This window comes from Candidatus Ozemobacteraceae bacterium (genome assembly GCA_035373905.1).
Taxonomy (GTDB): Bacteria; Muiribacteriota; Ozemobacteria; order Ozemobacterales; family Ozemobacteraceae; genus MWAR01.
Genome location: DAOSOK010000020.1, coordinates 24553 through 45803 on the forward strand (window position 1 = coordinate 24553; position 21251 = coordinate 45803).

The following is a 21251-nucleotide window of genomic DNA, read 5'->3' on the forward strand; positions in this document are numbered from 1 at the left end:
CACCCCCCCGCTAAATTTGTACAATCTACGAGTAATCGCATCATTGCCAGCTTGTTCACGCACGATCCCATAAGGAGCACAAGAGTATGAAGAATCGATCGATGCGCCGCCTGATTCCAGCGTTTCTGCTGGTCTTTCTGCTTGCCGCGGCGGCTTTTGCAACAGGCGAACCCACCGTACGGGTCACCGTCCTCGACGTCGGGCAAGGCGATGCCATTCTCGTTAGAACGGCTGAAAAGACCATTCTTATCGACGCTGGCGACGACAAGGCAGATGCGGCGAACGCCGCCATCATTCCGTATTTCAAAAAAGAAGGCATCAAGAAAATCGATGTCGCGGTCATTTCACACCCTCACCGCGATCACTTCGGAGGCTTCATCCAGTTGGTCCAGTCGTTTCCGATCGGCGAGTTCGTGTATTCGTCCGATTCGATGGGCAGCGGCGACCCCGAAGAAAGCAGCACCGATGCACAGCTGTACATGAAACTTCACGATGCCATCGTCGCCAAGGGGATTCCCTACAACAAGGCAAAGATGGGTGACAAGCTCGATTGGGGCTCGGACATCAAAGTGGAAGTCCTCCACGCCGAGGATAAATCTGCCATCAAGCGGAGATTCGATCTTCCGGACGTCGCCACGATCGATCGAGCCGGGTCGGACACCGTGAAAATTTCGGCCAACGAGCAGTCCCTGATCATCAAGCTCACGGCCGGCAAAATCAGCTACCTGTTCACGGGCGACGCCGAGCGCGGCGCCGAAGCGACAGCGATCAATGTGTTCCGCGACAAACTCCAATGCACGGTTCTCAAATCCGGACATCACGGCAGCAAGACCTCATCCGGCAATCCGCTGATGGATCTGGCCCGTCCCGAATACGGCGTTATCTCCGTCGCCGCGAAGAACTCGTTCGGCCACCCGAACAAGGAAACCCTCGAAAAATATGCGTTCTACAAGATGAAGGTGTTCCGCACCGACCAGGACGGCCACGTCGATAGCTGGACCGACGGCAAGACCATTCATTTCAGCAGCAATCAGAGCCCACTCGAGTTCACGAAAAAGCCTGAGATCGTATCGCTCACCCCGACGTCGGCCACGCTCCAGTGGGTGACGAACAAGCCGTCCGACACCCGCATCTACTACGGTATTTCCGACCTCGGCCAGTCGAAACTTATCGCCAACGCCGCCACGATCCATACCGTGACGCTGACGGGACTCAAACCCGGCTCGGTCTATTCCTTCAGGGCCACCTCCATGGACGCCCGGATTCCCGACCAGTATGTGACGTTCGACGGAACGATCACGACCCCGGCCGGCGACGGCGTTCCCCTGCCCCAAATCGACGCCTTCACGATCAACGCAAAGCAGGTGTATGCCAGAAAACCCTTCAAGACCCGGGTGAAGATCGTCAATCCGAGTTCAGCCGAAACGAAGAATCTGAACGTGATCCTGTATCACACGGCGATGTCGCCGGATAACATCCTGGGCCAGACCGGCATCAGCCGTCTCAAGGCGACCGGCACCTCCTCGATCGAATTCCCCGTCGAGATCTCCTGGCTCGGCCAGGTGGAACTCCTCGTCGTCCTGATGAAAGGGAAAACCATCATCGATACCGAGACATATACGATCGATGTCCAGCCGAAGATCATCTACGTCGATTGCTCTCACGGCAACATCGAGTATTTCACCGGGAAGTTCGGGGGCATGAAAATGGATCTCTTCAACAGCCTCGGTTTCCAGCTAAGAAGCGTCTCGAAGGCCATCACCTACGATCAGCTGAAAGACGGGTTCATTTTTATCTTCCCCGAGCCCACGAAGCCTGTGACCGCCGAGGAACTGGCGGCACTGAAGGAGTTCGTTTCCAAAGGCGGCTCGATCATGCTGTATTCCCGTTCCGACTTCGGCAACCGGAGCGTGCCTGAACTGCATAACGCCATTCTCGAGGGAATCGGCAGTTCGATCAGGTTCAACGACGACCAATTCTGCGACCCGACGAACAATATCGGCGCCCCGTGGCGCGCGTGGGTTCAGACGTATCCCTCGCCCATCATCAACGGCGTCTCGAACATCCTCGTCAGGAACTCCTGTTCGCTCATCGCCAAGGGGAACAAGGGCCTCGAGGCGACCAAGAATATCTCCCTGCTCGCGACCGGCGACGATGACTCGTATAACCAAAACGCCGACAATCTCGATGACGCCTACATCTACGCGTCGCACACCCCGAAGCTGCCCGTTCCGATCGCCGCATGCGAAGATCTCGGAACCGGCCGCGTGGCCTGTTTCGGCGAAGTGCTCTATGACGACAGCCTGTATCAGCCGAACGCCCAGATTCACGCCCCCCAGTTCAACCGGTGCGTCGTCCAGTGGCTCGAAGCATCGCATGAGAAGTCCCTCAGAGATCTCGTGCGCTTCGTCGACGAGATCGCCGCCGACCAGGACGCCGAAACCCGCGCCGTTCGCTACGAAGCCCTCCGCGACCGGGTGACCGAGATCGTTCGCACCCACCTCGAGAATGGCGATGCCTCCATCGTTCGCGACGCATTCGCGGGGTTCGACGGCAAGGCCGTGAGCGATCTCCGGGAAACGGTCCGCGGTCAACTCGAGTTCCGCGTTCTCCACGGAGAAACCGCGCTGAGCCGAGAGTCCCTGACGTCTTTCTGACGGTCTCCTTCACGACCAAGACAACTCTCATCTGAACGAAGTTCGATCCTCGTTCCGTTCGTGCTGAGACTGTCGAAAGACGAGCGACAGGTCCAAGGGAAACGAATCGGGAAGGACATTCGGCAGAGCTCATGACTGCAACGCCCCCGAACCAGGGTTCGGGGGCGTTGCTCTTCGTTTCGACAGGTCAGGCAGCCGGCTTACCGGACTGATTGCCCGACTGAGGTGCAGCCTGGTCTTCGGCGGCAGATTCCGTCCCGTTCTTTTCCCCGGCACCGGCCTTTCCGGCTTCGCCGGCGGCTTCTCCCGCCGGGGGAGCGTCTTCCCGGATCTCCAGCACGAAGTTGGTCAGCATGCGCTTGAGTTCTTCGGAAACCATCGCCAGGTGTTTGGTGATCCGGGCCATCTCGAAGATATTGTCTTTCTGGAGCTTGATCGAGTCGAGGACCTGGTCGATTTCGCTCGTCGTGGTCTTGGTCGTGAGCGAGAGGTTTTCAATGGCGGAGCTGACGGCCTCGATGTTCCTGCTCTGCTCTGCGCTCGACTTGCTGATGTCCTGCACCTGGACGTTGACGGACTCGGATGCCATGCCGATCTCGACGAGCAGGCCGCCCGCCCGGTTGATGATCCCGACGCCTTCCTGAACCTTCTCCTTCCCCTGGGTCATCTCGTCGACAGCCTTGTTCGTCTTGTGCTGGATTTCGCCGATGAGGGCGCCGATTTCCTCGGCGGCCTTGGCGCTCTGCTCGGCAAGTTTCTTCACGTTCTCGGCTACGACGACGAAGCCTTTGCCCTGCTCGCCGGCCCTGGCGGCTTCGATGGCGGCGTTCAGCGCAAGCAGGTTCGTCTGGCGGGAAATCGCGGTGATCGTCAGAACGATCTTCCCGATGCGCCGGGACTGGGATTTCAGCTCCTCGAGAACGCGCGACGAGTCACCGACGGCACGCTCGATTCCCTTGATCGTCGCCGACGCTTCGCGCACCGATTCCATGCCCTGGTTGGCCTTGGTCCGGTTCTGGACAGATTCTTCGTAGGCGCGGTTCGAACGCTTCGCGACGAGTTGGGCGTTTGCCGAGATTTCCTGTATGGCGGCGGCGGTCTTTTCGAGCGTCAGCGCGGATTCGCGCGTCGCCTTCGTGATCCGCTGGGTGTTTCCGAGAATTTTCTGGACCGACTCGTTGACCTGGGAGGTCGCGTCGGAAATCTGGTTCGACATGCCGAACAGGCGGTTGATGACGTCCTGTATCTGGAGGAGAAGCCGCTGGATATACCCGATGAACTTGTTGAACCGGTCGGACACTTCTGACATCTCGTCACGGCCCTGCACCGCGATGCGTTTCGTCAGGTCGCCTCGGCCGCGGGAAATCTCCTCGAGGCCCATCGACACGCCGTTGATCGAAAAGACGACTCCTCGAATGACCATCATCGTGATGGCCGTCATGGCGAACAACCCGAAAAAGATCAGGAACATCGAAAACTTCTGGGCCTCGTCGAGCGCCCCGAGCATTCCCTTCGAGTCGACGATCCCCAGCATGACCCAGTTTGTGTTCCGAATCGGGGAAGCCGCGACGAACAGGTGATCGCGCTTCCCCGTCATGAACTTGGCGATCGCCGCGCTTCCCTGGAGGATGCGGTCGGCGGCGTCCTGGATGTCGATTTCATCCGTGTTGATGCAGATGTTCTGTTTCGGGTCCAGGACCACACTCATATCAGAGTGAGCGATATAAAATCCGTAGTGTATTTTGTCGGATGTTACGAGCGAAGCTTTGCCGTTCAAGGAATCGAGTGCCGTGGGCACGCCGTTCAGAAGATTTTCGAGATCGATGCCGATGAGGGCGGCGCCGATGATGCGCCCTTCGGAAACGACCGGCAGGCCGCAGTACATGATCCGTTGTTTGAGTTCGTCCGACGGGCGGGAGTCGGCGGAGCCGCCCGCCTCGTCGGTCGAACTCTGCGATGACGAGCGCGAATCTGCCTTCCCGGACGGCGAAAAGGCCGACTCTTGTACAAGTATAATTGGCGATTTATAATATGTATCCTCGGTCATGGACGCGATGTTCATATCCGAAACGAACGGTTCGTACGGCGCAGAATTCACGGGGAGCACCGTCCCCCCCTTGCCGATGCGGTAGCGGGTTTTCCCGTCGACGGAAAGAATCGCTATTTCGGCGATTTCGCCGGTTCCCCGGCCGCCGATTTTCGACATCTGGGCCATCGGCGAATGTAGCGCCTTGCGCCATTGTTCGATCACATCGACCGCATCCGGCTGCTGGAGCGTCCACGAGAGAAACTGCACGGTGGCGTCCAGTCTCGAAATGAACCGGGTCAGTTTCTCGTACGACTCGACGATCGTTTCGAGGCGGTTGGTTTCGGACGTCAACAACGTCTGGACCTGCAGGGGAATCTGCGATTTGACGGTATTGCGGATCATCCCGGTGATGTACAGGTTCAGGCCAAGCAGAACTGCGGACACGATGATCATCGTGATGAAAAGGCGCGTCTTGATTTTCAGGTTGCCGAGCAGACTCAAAACACCCTCCTCCGCCCCGGACGCCCGGGGCCGGATACGTTCTTCCGGTTCATGTCAGCGACCCGGGATGCGAATGGTTTCTCCGACTTTCAGCGCGCGTTTTTTCCCGAACTGGTTGAGGTCGCGGACGGCCGCGACGGACACTTTGAACTTTTTCGCGACGGAAGCGACCGTATCACCCTTATTCACGGTATACGGTTTGCTTGCCGCGATCGCCTTCGCTCTTCGCTCCTGTTCCTTCCGGAGGCGCTCCGCACGGGCCCTTTTCTCTTCCTCGACTTTCTTTACGTATTCGAGGTATCCGGCGTCGTATCCCTGCTGGATTCCGCCTTCGAGAAAATCTCGCACTCCGAGATAAACCGCCTGGGCGAGCCGCGTCTTGGCATCGGACGAGCGCATCTTCGCGGCATCCGACGGGTTCGACATGTAACCCAGTTCGATGAGGACCGATGGCATCGCCGTCGAGTGGAGAACCTTGAAGCCGGCGCGTTTCACTCCCCGGAGAGAGAGGCCGGGAACGGCCTGTCCGAGGCGCATAGCGGTCTTTTCGGCGAGCTGGCGGCTCAGGAACATGACCTCCGCCTGCTTCTGGACGATCACCTGCTTGGTGCTGCCGCCCAGCGAGGCGCCGACCCCGCCGACGGCGTCCTGGCGGTTTTCCGCGTCGACGAGCAGGCGCTCAGCTTCGCCGGAGGCGCCTTTCGGTGATTCGTAATAGACTTCGAGTCCGGCAATGTCGCGCTTCCTGTTGTAATTGCCATGCAGACTCACGAACGCATCGGCACCGTACCGGGCGGCGATCTGGCTCCGCCGTTCGAGCGGGATGATATAATCACCGGACCTGGTGAGAATAGCTTTGTATCGGGGATCCCGGTCGAAGTAGGCCTTGACCAGACGCCCCATCTGGAGAACGAAATCTTTTTCGATGATGCCGTTATGCCGGGCGCCGGGATCTTCGCCGCCATGCCCGGGATCGATCACCACGATCTTGACGTTACCGGCTTTCAGCCTGCTGATCTCCTCGACTTCCTGGACCCGCCTCGATTCGGCCGACCGCGCCGGTTCGCCAAGGAACACGACGATCCGGTCGGGTTTCTCGGCGTTCGCAGGAAGGACAAACGTCCGGTTGATCACGCCCTCCCCCGGCTTGAGAAAAACCCGTACTCCGCCGCGCACGCGCTCCTGCACGCTCAGCGTCTGGACGAACGCATTGTTCAAAGGATAACTTTGCCGGCCCGGTCTGAACGCGACGTTTTCAATATCGAAGAATATCGTTCCATCCATCAACGACTGGACGGGCGTCACGCGGGGCACGCCGTTCAAATCGAGAACGATCTGGGCTTCTTCCGGACTCTGCCAGAATCTGATGTCCGTAATGCGCAGATCTTCGCCATGAGCCACTGGAAGGAGGCCGATGACGAACGCACAGACGGAAAAAAGGAGGATAACAGTTCGTACCAGCCGACCGGGAAAAAACGCCATGGTCCTTCGCTCCTGGGTGTCGATCGTTCCGTCTCTTATCATCGAGTCTGAACGGGAGGGAATTATAACAGACTCGTCAATCGCTGAAAAGATGCGGATAAATTTTCGCAACTCGATTATTCAGGGGAAGTCGCAGGGTTTCCGGAGCGCGGACGAAAGCAGTCGGAGATACTCGATCCGGGGGATCTCGAACGCGCCGAGTCGTCTGGTGTGCGGAGTGATCACCTGGGTGTCAAAAAGCGTGAACCCGCGCAGCTTCAGACGCGCCATGAGGGCACCGAGGGCCACGTTCGAAGCGTTTGGAACCGTGTGAAACATCGACTCGCCGGCGAAAAAACCGCCCAGGGCGACGCCATACACGCCGCCGACGAGCTTCCCCTCCATCCGGGCTTCCACGCTGTGCGCGAATCCCATCCGGAACAACCGCGTGTAGGAAACGACGAACCCCCTGCTTATCCAGCTCTCTTCACGGCCGGGCGCAGGCCTCGCGCACCCTTCCATGACGCTCTCGAAGGCCGTATCGAACGTTATCTCGAACCTGCCCGATCGCAAATACCGCTCGCCGCGTGTGGAAAGCCTGAAAGAGGCGATATCGAAGATCGCCCTGGGATCCGGAGACCACCAAGTGATCGGATCCGAGGTCCAGGGAAAGATGCCGCGAGCATACGCACGGATCAGCGTTCCCGGGAGCATGTCGCCGCCGACGGCGAGAAGCCCGTCCTTCCGCGCCCGCCGCGGGTCGGGAAAGGTGACAAGACTCGGGAACAGGGCTTCCAGCTCGGGAATTCCGCCGGGAGACTGCTGGTTCATCCGGTGCCCCGATGATGGTGGTCGTTGCTTTTCATTTCACGTTATGTTACCTTGCGGTTCGTCTTTTATTCTACAGTATTCGCGAATTTCATTCGCCGCATTGGTACAACAACATGAGTCATTCGATTCTCACGTATTGCCTGCTCGTCTACCTTCTCGGGTCGATCCCGTTCGGCGATATTTTCGCAAGGTTGTTCCGGCACGGGACCGTCATAAAGGACGGAACATGGACGACGAAAGCCTCGGGAGACGTTTTCGAACTCCTCGGCATGAAACTCGGCATCGTCGTGACGGCGCTCGACATTCTCAAGGGCTGGCTAGCGATGTCTCCCCTGCTGAACCGGTTCATCCAGCCTTCCGACGATGCGTATGCTCTCGTCGTGTGCCTCGGCGGCATTTTCGTCGTCATCGGCCATTGCCATTCGGTTTTTCTCGGGTTCAGGGGCGGAAAAGGCCTCGCGCCGACGGCCGGCGTGCTCTTCACGATTCTTCCGATCCCCGCGTTCATCGCGTTTCTCGTCTGGGCGGCCCTTTCTTTCTGGGGCCTCTCGGTCAGGCCCGGTGCGGTAAGCGCAGCAGGCGCCATGCCCGTCGTGAGCATTCCCTACATCTGGTTTTTTGCGCCGGACAAACTCGTTTACCTGTATGTCGTGGGCGCCCTTTCGATCTGCACGATGTGGGAGTATCGGACCAGCCTGGTGAGTTACATGGGCCTCGGCCCGTCCTGCCCGCCGCCTGCTCCTCCTGCAGATCAGGCGAAACCGAAATCCTGACGGCCGTTCCTACTTCTTTTCCGTTCCCGCGTTTTGCGGGGGCGGTTCGAACAAGATGGATATTTTCTCCGGCGTGATGACCGTTTGAAACATCGCCGGATCGATGCCGCTCAGGAACGTCTGCGTAAAGAACGCCTGGGCGTTCGTTCCGATGGTCCGTATCGGCGCTTTCGGTTCGACGATGATTCCGCCGACACGCCGGAACCGGTCGAACCGGATCGTGATCAGATACGCAGCCAGGAGCATACGGCTTTCCTTTCCGAACACGTAGGAAAACGGCTTCGCGCCGTATGCACGCAGCATCCGCTCGACGTCCTTCACGGGAAGGCCGAAGACGCCCTGCGGCTTCTGCGGCGCCAGAAGGCGGTTGTCCATGAACGGATCGTAGGGCAACAGGGCGCCCGAAGCGATTCTGGGAGAATACGGAACCGAGGCCGACACCGACGCGGAGGTCACCTGTTGATCCGCCGGCGCGGCGGGAGGATATCCTGAACCGGTGAAATCCCCGAGAGCGCCCCAAGCAGGGACCGCAATACATATACCTAACGATATATATATTGTTTTCCAGGATGCTGTCGGGTTCTTGCGGGCCCGCGGGCGATGCCGATCATTCATCGGTCCTGAGAGTAGCACACCGGCGGCCATTTTGTCTTTTTCCGGATTTTTGACGTGGAACAATCCCAGATGATATCCTGACATCAGACAGGTGGTCATACAACGAGACGGAGGATCCCATGAAGAACAAGATGGTAGCGGTTCTTGTCGCACGGAAATTCAACGATGACGAGGTGAGCAGTCCTGTTTCGCATCTCCGCGAGCACGGGGCGGACGTCAGGTTCATCGGCATCCAGAGGGGCTCGGTCATCGGGCAGAACGGCTCGGTGGTCACGATCGATGCGACCGTACAGGACGTGCATGCGAGCGAGTTTGATGCGCTTCTGATTCCGGGCGGAGGCGCCCCGGAGATTCTTCGTCTCGACCCGGGCGTCATCGCCTTTGTCAAGGAGTTCATGTTGCAGGCCAAGCCCGTCGCTGCCATTTGCCATGGGCCGCAGGTGCTGATATCGGCGAAACTCGTCGGCGGAAGGAAGATGACCTGCTATCCCGGTATTCGCGACGATCTCACAAATGCCGGCGCCCTGTATCGCGATGCCGAGGTAATGGTCGACGGCAATCTCATCACCTCGCGCACCCCGGAAGACCTCCCCGCCTTCAACAAAGCCCTCGCGGCAAATCTGATCGACTACGACCGCATCCGCGCCCCATGGATTTACGCCGCACCCAGCAGGGTGCTCGAGTATGCCATGGGTATGGAAATCAAAGCCCAGGCCCTTTATGAGACCCTTTCAAAGCTCAGCAAAGATAAACTTTCCAAGGCAAAGCTCAAGTTCCTGGCCGAGACGGAGCGCGCTCACAAGGAAATTCTGGTCGCCCTGTTCGAGAAAATCGTCCCCGGGAAAAAGCCCACCCCTCGTTCCTTTGAACACGCGGGCGAAGATTCGATGAAAATCGATCCGGGCGTCGGATTCATGGAACTCCTCCAAACCGCCCTCGAGGGCGAGGATGCGTCCTATCGCCTGTACAATCATGTTGCCGAGAAAGTGAAAAACCCCGAATCCAAAAAGCTGTTCAGACAACTTGCGGAAACCGAGTTGCAGCATCGCCATCATCTCGAGCAGGAAATCGCAATTCTTTCCGAATGCCCGCTTCCCTCCGCCATCGAAAAAGAACCTTGGTGGCGCGAAGAATTGGACTGAGAGAAAAAAAGAACCCCGGCGTTGAAAGGCCGGGGCGAAAGTGAGAGGATCTTTTGAGAGGAAATCGCGTGCCCCTCGAAGAGGGGCGAAATATATAAAGAGTTTCCGGGTTATGGAGCAACGTTCGTGCGATGTGTAGATGAACGGGTGTGTTCGGTGCGTCAGCCGTAAGAGTGAGAGAGAAGGGTGTTGATGGCAAAGCAGATACTGCATCGGTAGAGCGGCTGGAGCTGCGACGGTGCGATGATTTCAGTCAACTTCGGAGAAAGCCCCGAAATCTCCTGGTTAGAACCCGGAAAGCTTCTTTTCAATGAACTGCAGATATTAGAGCAAGGTTCGTGCCAACTTCGGAATCAGCTTGAACTCAGGTTTTCTCTAGATTCTCCAGATGTTCACTTTCTGCAACACGTGTGAAATTCGCACACACATCGTTATTCCTCTTCCCATGCGCATTTTGAGGCCATGGTATACCTTCCGGCACTCCAGTGTCCGGAACATAAGCTGATAACGGGAGTCTTCCGGAAGACATTTCGGGCATCACGATGTGTCATTTCCGCACATCCGTGCTTTCCAGGAGCACTCAGAATGTGCTTCCAATGCCCACTTTGAGGCAAGTGAATAATTTCCCATAACAGAAAGCTGTTGCGAGAGCAGGGACACCTGCTATGGGGTGGCTAGACATGAACCGAGAAGGCGACACCTGATGAAAAACCATCAGCAGAGCGATGAAATATCACGTTCCATGCTCTGCATCATCTGACCATGGGAGCGAAAGCATTGCCGCAAGGTCGGAAGCCAGTTCCCTGGCTTTCTCTCTGTCGTGTCTCGTCGATGATAGAATGCGAAGCGCATCCCCTTTTTTCAATCTGATGGAAACGACCCAGTCGGAAACTGTCCGTTCGAGAACGACGCCGGTCATGCTGTCGAGGAACACCGTCACGACGGCATGTTCCTCCCCCCAGAGCGACCGGCCTGGACGGTCGTAGATGACGACTTTGCTTTCCTCCGGGAGATACTCGACCACAGGGTAGAACCCTCGGGCACGCAGGACGGGAATCAGAAACCAGCGGACGAGAAGCCACACCGCATATCCGCTCAGCAGTGCCGCAAGACTCCCGACAATCGACGCTCCCATTCCCCAGCCGAAGCGTTCCGCAATCGCACACCATGCCGCCGTAGTCAATATCGTCAGGAACGCGAGCCCGAACGGAAGCCACGAGGGATATTCCCGTTCCGAAAGAAACAGCTTCTGCGGAACCCTTCGCAGAAGATCGGCCGAAAAAACGCGCTCCCCGGCACGTTCTCGAGATTCATCGCCCACGGCTCGCCGCCCCCTCGAATAGCGTTCCACATCATGCCGGAACGGCGTTCGGCCGATCCGACGTCTTGTCTGTTGCAACGGAATTGCATTATACTATGGGTTCCGAACCATGAAGAATCCGATCCTCGTTTCGCTGAACACGCGCCACACCCACGCCGGCCTCGCCTGTGCCATGCTCCAGGGCTTCTGGCAGAGAGTTCCCGAGAGACGGCAGATCGACCGCATCGACCACGACCTGAACATGGGAACCGACTCCCTCGTCCAGGAGCTCATCCTCCGCTCGCCGCTGCTCGTCGGTTTTTCGACCTACATCTGGAGCCTCCAGCATGTGCTTGCCGTCAGCGGGGCCCTCAAAGCCGCCTGCCCCGACACGTTCATTCTGCTCGGAGGCCCCGAAGTGACACACCAGGCCGAGCTTCTGATGCGGCGCCACTCTTGGATCGACGCGGTCATTCGAGGCGAAGGCGAGGCGACATTCGAGGACCTCATGCTCAAGCTCGAGTCGGGAAGCGGCATCTCGGGCGTCTCCGGCCTCACTCATCGGAAGAACGGCGAGATTATCCACGAACCCGACCGCGAGTTCATCTCCGATCTCGACATCATCCCCTCCCCATTCCAGATCGGCCTGTACGGCCGGGGGAACGGTTTCACCTACTACGAGGCTTCGCGCGGCTGTCCCTATCGCTGCACCTACTGCCTCAGTTCCGTGAACGGGCCGTGGAGGTCGTTTTCCCTCGACCGCGTCCGCGCGGATCTCGACTGGTTCATCGACTCCGATTACAAGCAGGTGCGCTTCGCCGACCGCACGTTCAACCAGGACCCCGGCCGGGCGGCGGCGATCATCAGACATATTCTCGAACGGCAGAAAGGGAACGTTCAGTTTCACCTCGAGCTCAAGGCGGACATCCTCGACGACGAACTTCTCGAGCTTCTCGGTCAGGCGCCCGCCGATCTGTTCCATCTCGAAATCGGCGTCCAGTCGACCGACCCACAGACGCTCAGGGCGGTTTCCCGGGCCCCCGACGTCCCGCGACTCGCCGAAAACATCAAACGCCTGCGCGCCCGCACGCACTGTCACATCCACCTCGACCTTCTGGCCGGCCTCCCCGGCGAATCCTACGAACGGTTCCTCGCCTCGCTCGACGAGGCCGTTTCCTGGAACCCCGACACCGTCCAGGTCGGCTGGGTGAAGGTGCTTCGCGGAACGGCGCTCGAACGGAACGTCGAAGCCGGCGAACTGGTCTGCGCCCCCCTTCCCCCGTATGCCGTCGTCCGAACGAACTGGCTGTCGGCGGAAGAGATGGTGAAAATTCAGGATATCGGCAAGATCGTCGAGGGAATCGGCAACCCAGGCCGTTTCGCCCTGACGCTTGACACCCTCATGCGAATGCGCTTCAAAAGCGTGCCGTCAGCGATGTATGAGGCGCTCGCCACGTTCTGGCGCACGAGCCGGAGGCCGTTCTACCAGTTCGGCCCCGACGCCGTCAGGGACGGTCTATCTCTCTTCATCGCGAGCCTCGATCTCTCGAGATCCGAACAGACGATCGTGTCCGACGTTCTCGCGCACGAGCATCGCCTGACCCAGAAAGTGCCGTCGGGGAAATCGCTTCCGGCGCCCGCGTTCCCGGCCGGCGAAACAGGCTCGAAACTCAAGCTCGTCCCCGGACTGCGAGTGTTCTGGTACGCGACCGACCCTCTCGCGGAGCACTCGTTTCCCGTTACGACCGTCCTCGCCACCCCCCCCTGCCCCGTCGTCTACGCTCACGAGACAGACCTGTCGAAAACGCCCCGCACAGTCGTTCCGGCCCTCTCTTTCATGGACAGGTTTCTTCTCGCCGGCGCGGTTGAAGGCGCCGGGCTCGATGCGATCGTCTCGACCTGGAACGATCTCGGCTACGCTGAACAGCCGCTATCCGTCTGGCAAGCGCGGCAGGCCGCCCTGCTCGCCGCCGGCCACCTGTTCGATCCGAAACTCCGGCGGAAGCCCCGTAACGATTCCGCCGTCGTCTCCATCGATTCCTGAGGGAGCATTATATATGCCTACATATACGTATCGCGCCAAGACCCCCGAGAAGTCCTGCGACACCTGCCGCGAATGCTACGAAATCATCCAGCGGATGAGCGAGAATGCCCTGACGGCCTGCCCCGACTGCGGCAGCGAGATCGTCAGGTTCATGCACGCCACCCCGACCGTGCGCGACGACTCGACGAAGAATATCCTTTCCGACGACAACCTGAAAAAGCACGGCTTCAAAAAACTCGTCAACCGCGGCGGGGGCAAATACGACGAGGTGGTCTGACGTCCGATGACCGACGTTCCCTATCTCGGTAACCGGCTCGCGCTCGACATCCGTCGCACGCCGTTCGCCGAGGGGCGCCTGATCGAGCATGAAGGCGTCATTCGGGCTGGCGTTCCGGCCTTCGTTCCCGACCACCGGCTGAAGGCCGTGGTTCGTCGCATGGTCGAGAATTGGCTTCGTGCCCAGGCCGGCCGCGTGCTTGGCGAACGCGTCCGCGCCATCTGCCGCCGGCACGGGCTCAGCATCGGCACCGTCACGATCAAGGATACCCGAAGCCGCTGGGGAAGCTGTTCGGTCCGCCGCAATCTCAATTTCAACTGGCGCCTCGTCATGGCTCCGCCCTGGGTGATCGACTACCTCGTCGTCCACGAGACGGCCCACCTCGACGAAATGAACCACTCCGAACGCTTCTGGCGCCTCGTCGAACAGCGCTGCCCCGACTATCGCAGCCACGAAGCCTGGCTGAAGGTCTGCGGCGCCTCCCTCCTCACCTGGCAAACAATCACGGGTTTCGCCTCAGGGGCGGGTTTCGAACCCTGATTCTTACTCAATGCGGGGTACGCTTGAATGGCACCTTCACCAAATGCCACACCGGCTATTGATAGAAACGGTTTTTCGAAATTCGCAGAGTGAGACTCTTGACGCCGGCCGAACCGATCCGTAAGCGAATCCCATGGCTTGCCATGCCCGCCCAGAAAGGACGGGCACCCCGCAGATCGCCAGGATGGCGATTCTAAGGTGTTCTGGCAAAGCCATGGAGATGAGCGGGAAGCAATCGGTTCGAGCTGGCGGAAAGGTGTTCCGCACACGAAGTGCCTATCCCCGAAATGCGTCAGGATGACGCGCTAATGGAGGGGACACGGCGCGATTTTCGAAAAACGGAGACCCGCCCTGCAAGTCTGCATTTGAACGGTCTTTGCGAAGATGCGGGCAAGAATGAGGGTTTCGCACCCGCCCCTACAGCCCCGTTCGGATGCACAGGGCAAACCTCTGTGACTCCGATGTTCGTCTCTCTGTTCGTGAGGCCGAAATGGACAATCGGGGGCGGACGTGTTATTCAGAAAAGAGAGTTCACCGAGGGAGGAAAGGTATGGCAACCGGCAGCACCGCTCTGTTCGCGTCCGATCATGCAATGGAACCCCTGAACACGTGGGATAAAATAATAAACAAGATAATTGCATCCCGCGAAGAGCCTGTTCAGGAGAGGAAGATCGACATCATCATCGCCGTCCTGGTGAACATCCGGCTTCTGGACAAGGAAGACAAGATCTACGACGGCAGGGACGTCAAGGAAAACATCGAAACCATTTATCAACGGGTGCATGACGAGACCGTGCGGACCCTCAACAGCATGGAGTCCCCTTCCAGCGAGTATATCTACTACTTTAGGGAACTCCTGAAAAAGCTCCCGATCCGTTCGGGCGGGAGCGACCTCATCGGCGACATTCGGAGCGCCGCCGAGCAGTTCGAGGAAGCCCGGCCCGGGAACGACCCGCTGCTCTCCTTCGCCGGCGACCTCCGCAAGGAAGTCCACAGGCGTCTCTCTCCGAGAATCCTCACAAAATATATCGATCCTTATCTCAAGCTCGTCATCGACAACGATCCCGAGCCGATGAGGCGGGCCGGCTACATGGCGCTCGCGAACCGGTATGTCCGCGGCTCCGAAGACCGCGAGTTCATCGATCTCGCGAACGAGATGAACGAGAAACTAAGCTACCTCTGGGACTACCAGAACGGCGACATCCCCACCGTAAAGGCGAACCTGGCGAAGCATCTCGACCTGTTCGAGAAATGCTTCCTCAGGAAGGAGATGGAAACGTTCCTAGAAATATGTACTCCTGTCTATATTCACGACAGGCACAACCTCTTCGACTGTCTCAAGCGCCTCGCGAGTTTCAAGATGCTCCTGAAGAAGTCGTATTTCGAGAAGCGGATCGCGCTGTTCGACTTCCTGAACCTCGACCTCGACCTTGGTAGGCTCGTCTTTCTCTTTACCAACGACCTGACCAACAACCACTACGAGACGATTACCTTCGCGAACATCAAGGAGTGCATCCTCCTCGTGAAGGAGGTCCTCGAGCTCCTCAATCAGAAGGGCATCATCACCGAATCGAACGAGAAGCTGCTCAAGGACCTCGGAACCCTCTACGCGATGGAGACCATCGAGATCCTCAAGACGAAACGGACGATGCAGACCATCTCGATCGAACTGCAGCAGCACATGCAGAAGACGACCTTCCTCCGCCTGGGCCAAATGCTCAACTACGTGCTCGAGGCTTACAAGATCCCGACGTCGAACCTGTCCCCCATCAAGGACCGGTTTTTCAATAATTTCGTGCGCACGACCGAGTTCCACGCGCTCAACGAGTTCATCGAAAAAATCATCTCGTTTCTCAACCGGGAGCTCGCGTCGAAGAACGCCGAAAACAGCCTTTACGGCAAGTATCGCGCGCTCGAGGTCCCGTCCGTCCGCGGCAACTACGACGAGTTCATCGCCACGACCTGGACCCCCACCCCCGATGCCGTCCGGCCCTGGCTGGGCGGCAAGGGAAACGGCATCATCGACATGCACGATCTCGGGGTCAACATCCCGCACGCGTTCATCCTCGGCCTCCCCATCTGCAAGGCGATCTTCAGCGACAACGCCGACGTCGCGGGGTTCAGGGCGGCCGTCAAGACCTACCTCCACCAGCTCGAGGAGAAGACCGCGAAAAAACTCGGTTCCCCGGAAGAACCCCTGCTCGTCTCGGTTCGCTCCGGCACCACCATTTCCCTCCCAGGCTCGATGTGCACGATCCTGAACGTCGGTATAACACCTGATATTTTAAAAGCCCTTGCCGCCAGACATGGAGAAACCTTCGCATCCAGCATCTACCTCCGATTCCTCAAGAACGTCATCGTGGCGCTCGAAATCAACGCCGAAAAAGAGGAAAACGAGCCGATCAAAGCCATGATCGCGCGTGCCGAACAGATCGTCAGAAAAGAACTCGGCGACTCGTTCCTGACGGACCCGTTCGAGCAACTCGTGAAGTGCATCAGGCTCGTCTTCGCCTCGAGCCGTTCGCAGACGGTCAGGGAGTATCTGAAGGAGCTCTCGATCGACGTGCTGTACGGCACCGCCGTGACGGTCCAGCAGATGGTGTTCGGAAACAAGAACCCCTCCTGCCTCAGCGGCGTGCTGTTCACCCGCAATCCGATCACCGGAAACGACGAATTGTTCGGCGAATACAAGGAAATGACCCAGGGCGAGGACGTGGTGATGGGGAACATCATCACCCACTCGATCTCCGAGATCCCCGAGCATATCCGCGCCGAGCTCCTGAAATACAAGACCACGCTCGAACGCGAGCTCAAGCACGATCTCGACATCGAGTTCACCGTCGAGGACGATCGCCTCTATCTTCTGCAGACGCGCCGCGCGAGCATCAGCAACTACGCGAAGCTCGTCGTCGGCACCGACATGCTCAAGAAGGGCATCATCACGATCGAAGAGTTCATCAAGCGCATCGAACGACTCTGCACGTCGAATCCCTTCATTTCCGTGCCGCGAGTCGAAGGGGAGTATCGCGAATGGAAGCCCCCGGTCTGCGAAGGTGTCCCGATCAACCACGGCATCGTCCTGGGCACGCTGGTGCTGACCCCCGAAAAGCTCGAGGAAATCAGGGGCAACCGAGAGAACATCGTGTATTTCGCGCAAAACACCAAGCCATCCGATTTTTATATCATCAACAATTCCCATGCGATCGCCACGATCTTCCCCGGCCGGACTTCGCACGCGGCCATCACCTCGATCACCCTCAACAAGCCGTGCCTCGTCGGCTGTTCGAACGCGGTCATCGACCTCGAACAGCGAACCGTGACGTTCAAGGGCGAGACAGACGTCGTTTTGAAGGAAGGCGAACTCGTGACCCTCGACGCGAACGGCGGTTACCTGTATCGAGGCTCGGCGCCCCTCTCCAACAGTTTCATCAAGACTCATAACATCCTCGATACGATTCGAAAGGCCGGCTCCTCGGTCGATGCGGCGAAGGAGGTCGAGCGGATCATCCAGGAAAAGATCTCGATCCTCGAAAAGGAAACGGGGTTCCGCAAAAAGGTCATCACCAGCGTTGGCAGGGAGGTGCTCGGCGGCCACAACGTGCTGGTCCGTCTCGATCTGAACGTGCCGCTGTCGAAGGGAAAGATCACCGACTCGACCCGTATCGACGCTGCGCTTCCGACCATCAACTATCTGCTCGAGCAAGGCGCCACGCCCATCCTGTGCTCGCACTTCGGCGAGCCTGACAAGCAGGAGAAAAAGGGGAAATCCCGCGAGGAGATTTACTCGGAATACAGCCTCAAGCCGGTCGCCGCCTATCTCCGAGACCGGTTCGACGATCTCGTCTTTCACGAGAACAGTATCGCCTCGTCGGGCGTGCTCATCCAGAAGAGCGACATCGTCAAGGGCAAGGTCAACATTCTCGAGAACCTGCGGTTCGCGATCGGCGAGAAGGAGAACGACTCGATCTTCTCGCGCGGCCTCGCCGGACTTTCCGACGGCATCTACGTGAACGACGCATTCGGAACGAGCCATCGGAGCCACGCCTCGATCACGGGCGTGACCAGGTTCGTCAGCATGAAGCTCGCCGGCTTGCTCGTCGAGAAGGAGCTGAAGTATCTCGGCACGGCGGTCAGCTCCCCGAAACGGCCGTTCGTCGGCATTACCGGCGGCTCGAAGATCTCTACCAAGCTCGGCATCATAGAATCACTACTCCAGAAGATCGACCAGCTGATCGTCGGCGGCGGCATCGGCTACACCTTGCTCAAAGCCACCGGCTTCGACGTGCAGAAGTCGCTCGTCGAGGAGTCGATGCTCGACACGGCGAAGAAGCTGATGGAGAAATACGGCGACAAGATCGTTCTGCCGCGAGACTTCGTGATCACCGACAAGTTCGACTTCGCCAACCAGAAAGTCGGCAATCTCGAGCGGAACGTGACAAAGATCAAGGAAGGATGGGAATCGTTTGACCTTGGCGAAGCCTCGATCGATCATGCCCTCTCGATTCTCGACAAGGCCGGTACGGTCCTCTGGAACGGCCCGATCGGCGCCTTCGAGATCAAGGAGGGCTCGGTCGGCACGACCCGGCTTTCGATCGAACTCGCGAAGATGGCCGAAAAGGGCAAGATCGTCATCATCGGCGGCGGCGACTCGGCCGCGGCCGTGAAGACGGCGGGCGTCGCCGACAAGATGACCCACGTCTCGACCGGCGGCGGCGCCAGCCTCGAGTTCCTCGAACGCCTCACCCTCCCCGGCATCTCCGTCCTCGACTCGGACTAACCGCACCGATCGCATGCGTTCCTGTAGGGGCGGGTTTGAAACCCGCCCCTACGGGCACTTTCAACCGATTGTTGCATTGGGCAATTGATTTCAAAGAATTATATTCATGGGTTTATTTTTCGGACAAAACCACGCCGGTCAACCCGTGACCGGCGTGGCTTGGGAAAGCGTGAGAATCAGGCGGTGAGGTCTGTAATGTAGGCGTCGAGGTCGGTGCGGTTGTTCTGCATCGACTCGAACCGCAGGAAGTCGATCAACCGGGTGCGTAGGCCGGCGAGATTCTCGCGGGCGGTAACCCCGGCGGCCTTCCAAACTTCGACGAAATCGACGAGCGTGCCCATCTTGCCGTCGATGACATCCTGGCGGATGTCCTCGAACAGAGCAGTCTCCTCGTTCTTCTGGTTTTCGTATTCGTTGTTCACGGCGGAGTTCGTGATCGCGGCGATCACGTTGCTGCCGTCGGAAAGCACGCGGGCCATTTCCTCGCCCAGCGGCTTGCGGGCGGCCATCTCCTCGATTGAGCGGCGGACGGTGGTCCGACGGGCCGAGGTGCGCGGCTTGACCGTCGTGCGGCGGGCGGCGGCGACGGCGGTCGTGCCACCGGTGAGGCCGACCGAGTATGCGAACGGAGCCGGCGGGACGGCCTTGGCGAAGGCGAGTTCCATGTCGCCGCCCTCGTGACCGCGATTCACGAAAACGAGCATCAAGGTGTCATGGACGCCGGCGGACGTTTCGAGCTGCTGCTCGCCCTTTCCGGCCTTCAGTTTCAGCCATTCGATGCCGGTTTTCGCCTTGCCCTTGGAATCGATCATCACGGCCGCGACCGACCACGCATTGGAGACGTTCTCCTCGGCCTTCTGAGTCTGCCCGGCGAACGCGACCGTGATCTTGCCGGTCGCCTTCGAGATGTCGAACGTCACCGAGCGCGAGGACCAGCACTTGACCGTGCCCTTCCCGGTGAAGGGGGCGTTCTTGTGGTGGATCATCGGGTCGAGTTTCAGCTTGCCGAGATTCTTGTCGTAGCCGTAGAGTCCCGAAGCGATCCTGGGGTCGTTCAAGTGGTTGGCGACATTGAACGCGTCGAAATACTGAGAGAATTTGAGGGTGCCGCCGTGCTTTTTGAGGGTGCGTTCGTATCCGTCTGTTCCGTGAACGTCGCTCTCAACCAGGTCGCGGATGAATTGCTTGCGGGCTTCGTCGGTCTTGGTAACGGCGTGGTTCATCATGTAATAGGCAAACAGATAGACCTGGCCGTAATTGGCGATCGGCGTCTCCTGCGACCAGGCGCACATGTTGTTGTCGGGGGCCTTGATGAAGGCGAACACCTGCGAGGGGTGGTCGAACCCGTTCAGGAACGTGGCGAGCTGCGACATGCTCTCGTTGACCCAGGTGTGCTCCTTGGGGTCATTGTGCCAGTGGATCATGTGCTGGAACTCGTGCGCCACGACTCCCAGGTAGCTCTCTTTCGTCGGGTCGGCCGGGTCGATGTCGAGATACAGCATCTCGCGCTCGTTGCTCTGGGGATTCTTCTCTTTGGAATACTCGTCGCCCGCGTAGAAGTACCCGGCGACGTAGCCCTTGTTGGGGCCGTCTTTCTGGTAGCCGTCCTTGATGTCGAGGAACAGCAGGGTGATCTTCTCGTCGCCGTCGATGCCGGGCTTCCATTCCGAGCCGAACGTCGAGGTGTTGGTCGGGTAGATCTTCTCGTCGAAGGTCTTGACGATCTTCTCGATCGCGGCGGCCGAAACCGTCTTGCCCTTTTCGACGAACACGTAGCAGTGCTTGCCGATCTTCTTCAGGACGGCCGGAGTCTTCTCGGGTTTCTTCTCGGCCACGTTCATCGTGGTGAAGGTGACCTCGTCGCCGACCTCGGCAGGCTTGGAATCGGCATACATGACCATGCCGCGCGTGCGCAGCATGTATTCGCCGCGCGTCTCTTTCAGCGCATTGTCTGCCAGCCACTTCGTCTCGTCTTCGAACAGGTGCGTCGCGTCCATCCATTCCTGGGCGGCAGCGGGCATGACGGTGGCCGACCAGATCATCATGCCGGCAAGGATCGTCTTGAGGGTGCGTTTCATGGGCATACTCCTTACTCGATGGAATGCAACGCTTTTCGTTCATTATACCAACCTCTCCCCGGGCCCGGAAGCCCTCAAATGGCACAAATTTGCCCATATTCCGTCGCAAGGTCATTCCATACCCGCCCTGACGCCGCAACCAATGATCAACATGCACGCGGCCGGATAGGTTTGAGCCATGGAATCGAATGGGAGTTGTGAAAATGCTCGGGAATTCGTATGCTGA

The 21251-nt window shown here is 58.8% G+C and carries 13 protein-coding genes and 1 pseudogene; 8 read left to right on the forward strand and 6 right to left on the reverse strand.

The window, feature by feature from the left end:
• Positions 1–86 precede the first annotated feature (86 nt).
• Positions 87–2657: an MBL fold metallo-hydrolase gene (locus tag PLU72_11365; GenBank protein ID HOT28780.1), complete on the forward strand. Its 2571-nt coding sequence runs from the start codon at positions 87–89 to the stop codon at positions 2655–2657.
• Positions 2658–2844: 187 nt separating this feature from the next.
• On the opposite strand, the gene PLU72_11370 is transcribed toward PLU72_11365, so the two are convergent.
• The 3 genes from PLU72_11370 to aat form a co-directional block, all read right to left on the reverse strand.
• Complete coding sequence (locus PLU72_11370) at positions 2845–5187, reverse strand: methyl-accepting chemotaxis protein (protein ID HOT28781.1); 2343 nt, start codon at positions 5185–5187, stop codon at positions 2845–2847.
• 54 nt (positions 5188–5241) lie between these two features.
• Positions 5242–6669 carry an N-acetylmuramoyl-L-alanine amidase gene (locus tag PLU72_11375; protein ID HOT28782.1) on the reverse strand — a complete coding sequence of 476 codons (1428 nt, stop codon included), beginning with the start codon at positions 6667–6669 and terminating at the stop codon, positions 5242–5244.
• A gap of 120 nt (positions 6670–6789) precedes the next feature.
• Positions 6790–7479, reverse strand: a complete 690-nt coding sequence (gene aat / locus PLU72_11380) for a leucyl/phenylalanyl-tRNA--protein transferase (GenBank protein ID HOT28783.1) — start codon at positions 7477–7479, stop codon at positions 6790–6792.
• 113 nt (positions 7480–7592) lie between these two features.
• Between aat and PLU72_11385 the strand changes: the two genes are divergently transcribed.
• On the forward strand, positions 7593–8252 hold the full coding sequence (locus tag PLU72_11385) for a glycerol-3-phosphate acyltransferase (protein HOT28784.1): 660 nt from the start codon (positions 7593–7595) through the stop codon (positions 8250–8252).
• 9 nt (positions 8253–8261) lie between these two features.
• Here PLU72_11385 and PLU72_11390 read toward each other — a convergent pair whose 3' ends face one another.
• Positions 8262–8708, reverse strand: a complete 447-nt coding sequence (locus tag PLU72_11390) for a hypothetical protein (protein ID HOT28785.1) — start codon at positions 8706–8708, stop codon at positions 8262–8264.
• 278 nt (positions 8709–8986) lie between these two features.
• Here PLU72_11390 and PLU72_11395 point away from each other — a divergent pair.
• Both PLU72_11395 and PLU72_11400 read left to right on the forward strand, forming a co-directional pair.
• Positions 8987–9490, forward strand: a pseudogene (locus PLU72_11395) (type 1 glutamine amidotransferase domain-containing protein).
• Between the two features lie 51 nt (positions 9491–9541).
• Entirely contained in the window at positions 9542–10009 is a 468-nt protein-coding gene (locus PLU72_11400) for a ferritin family protein (protein ID HOT28786.1), read from the forward strand.
• Positions 10010–10742: 733 nt separating this feature from the next.
• Here the strand turns inward: PLU72_11400 and PLU72_11405 are convergent.
• Positions 10743–11330 carry a hypothetical protein gene (locus PLU72_11405; GenBank protein HOT28787.1) on the reverse strand — a complete coding sequence of 196 codons (588 nt, stop codon included), beginning with the start codon at positions 11328–11330 and terminating at the stop codon, positions 10743–10745.
• 109 nt (positions 11331–11439) lie between these two features.
• Here PLU72_11405 and PLU72_11410 point away from each other — a divergent pair, with 109 nt between their 5' ends.
• The 4 genes from PLU72_11410 (at position 11440) to pgk (ending at position 18947) form a co-directional block, all read left to right on the forward strand.
• On the forward strand, positions 11440–13353 hold the full coding sequence (locus PLU72_11410; protein HOT28788.1) for a DUF4080 domain-containing protein: 1914 nt from the start codon (positions 11440–11442) through the stop codon (positions 13351–13353).
• Between the two features lie 13 nt (positions 13354–13366).
• Positions 13367–13630 carry a zinc ribbon domain-containing protein gene (locus PLU72_11415; GenBank protein HOT28789.1) on the forward strand — a complete coding sequence of 88 codons (264 nt, stop codon included), beginning with the start codon at positions 13367–13369 and terminating at the stop codon, positions 13628–13630.
• Positions 13631–13636: 6 nt separating this feature from the next.
• A complete protein-coding gene (locus PLU72_11420; protein HOT28790.1) occupies positions 13637–14170 on the forward strand; it encodes a M48 family metallopeptidase in 534 nt (177 codons plus the stop codon).
• A 550-nt stretch (positions 14171–14720) separates the two neighbouring features.
• The gene (gene pgk / locus PLU72_11425) at positions 14721–18947 is read left to right on the forward strand and encodes a phosphoglycerate kinase (GenBank protein ID HOT28791.1); all 4227 of its coding nucleotides are present in this window, start codon (positions 14721–14723) and stop codon (positions 18945–18947) included.
• Between the two features lie 176 nt (positions 18948–19123).
• On the opposite strand, the gene PLU72_11430 is transcribed toward pgk, so the two are convergent.
• The gene (locus PLU72_11430; GenBank protein ID HOT28792.1) at positions 19124–21025 is read right to left on the reverse strand and encodes a hypothetical protein; all 1902 of its coding nucleotides are present in this window, start codon (positions 21023–21025) and stop codon (positions 19124–19126) included.
• Positions 21026–21251: the final 226 nt, after the last annotated feature.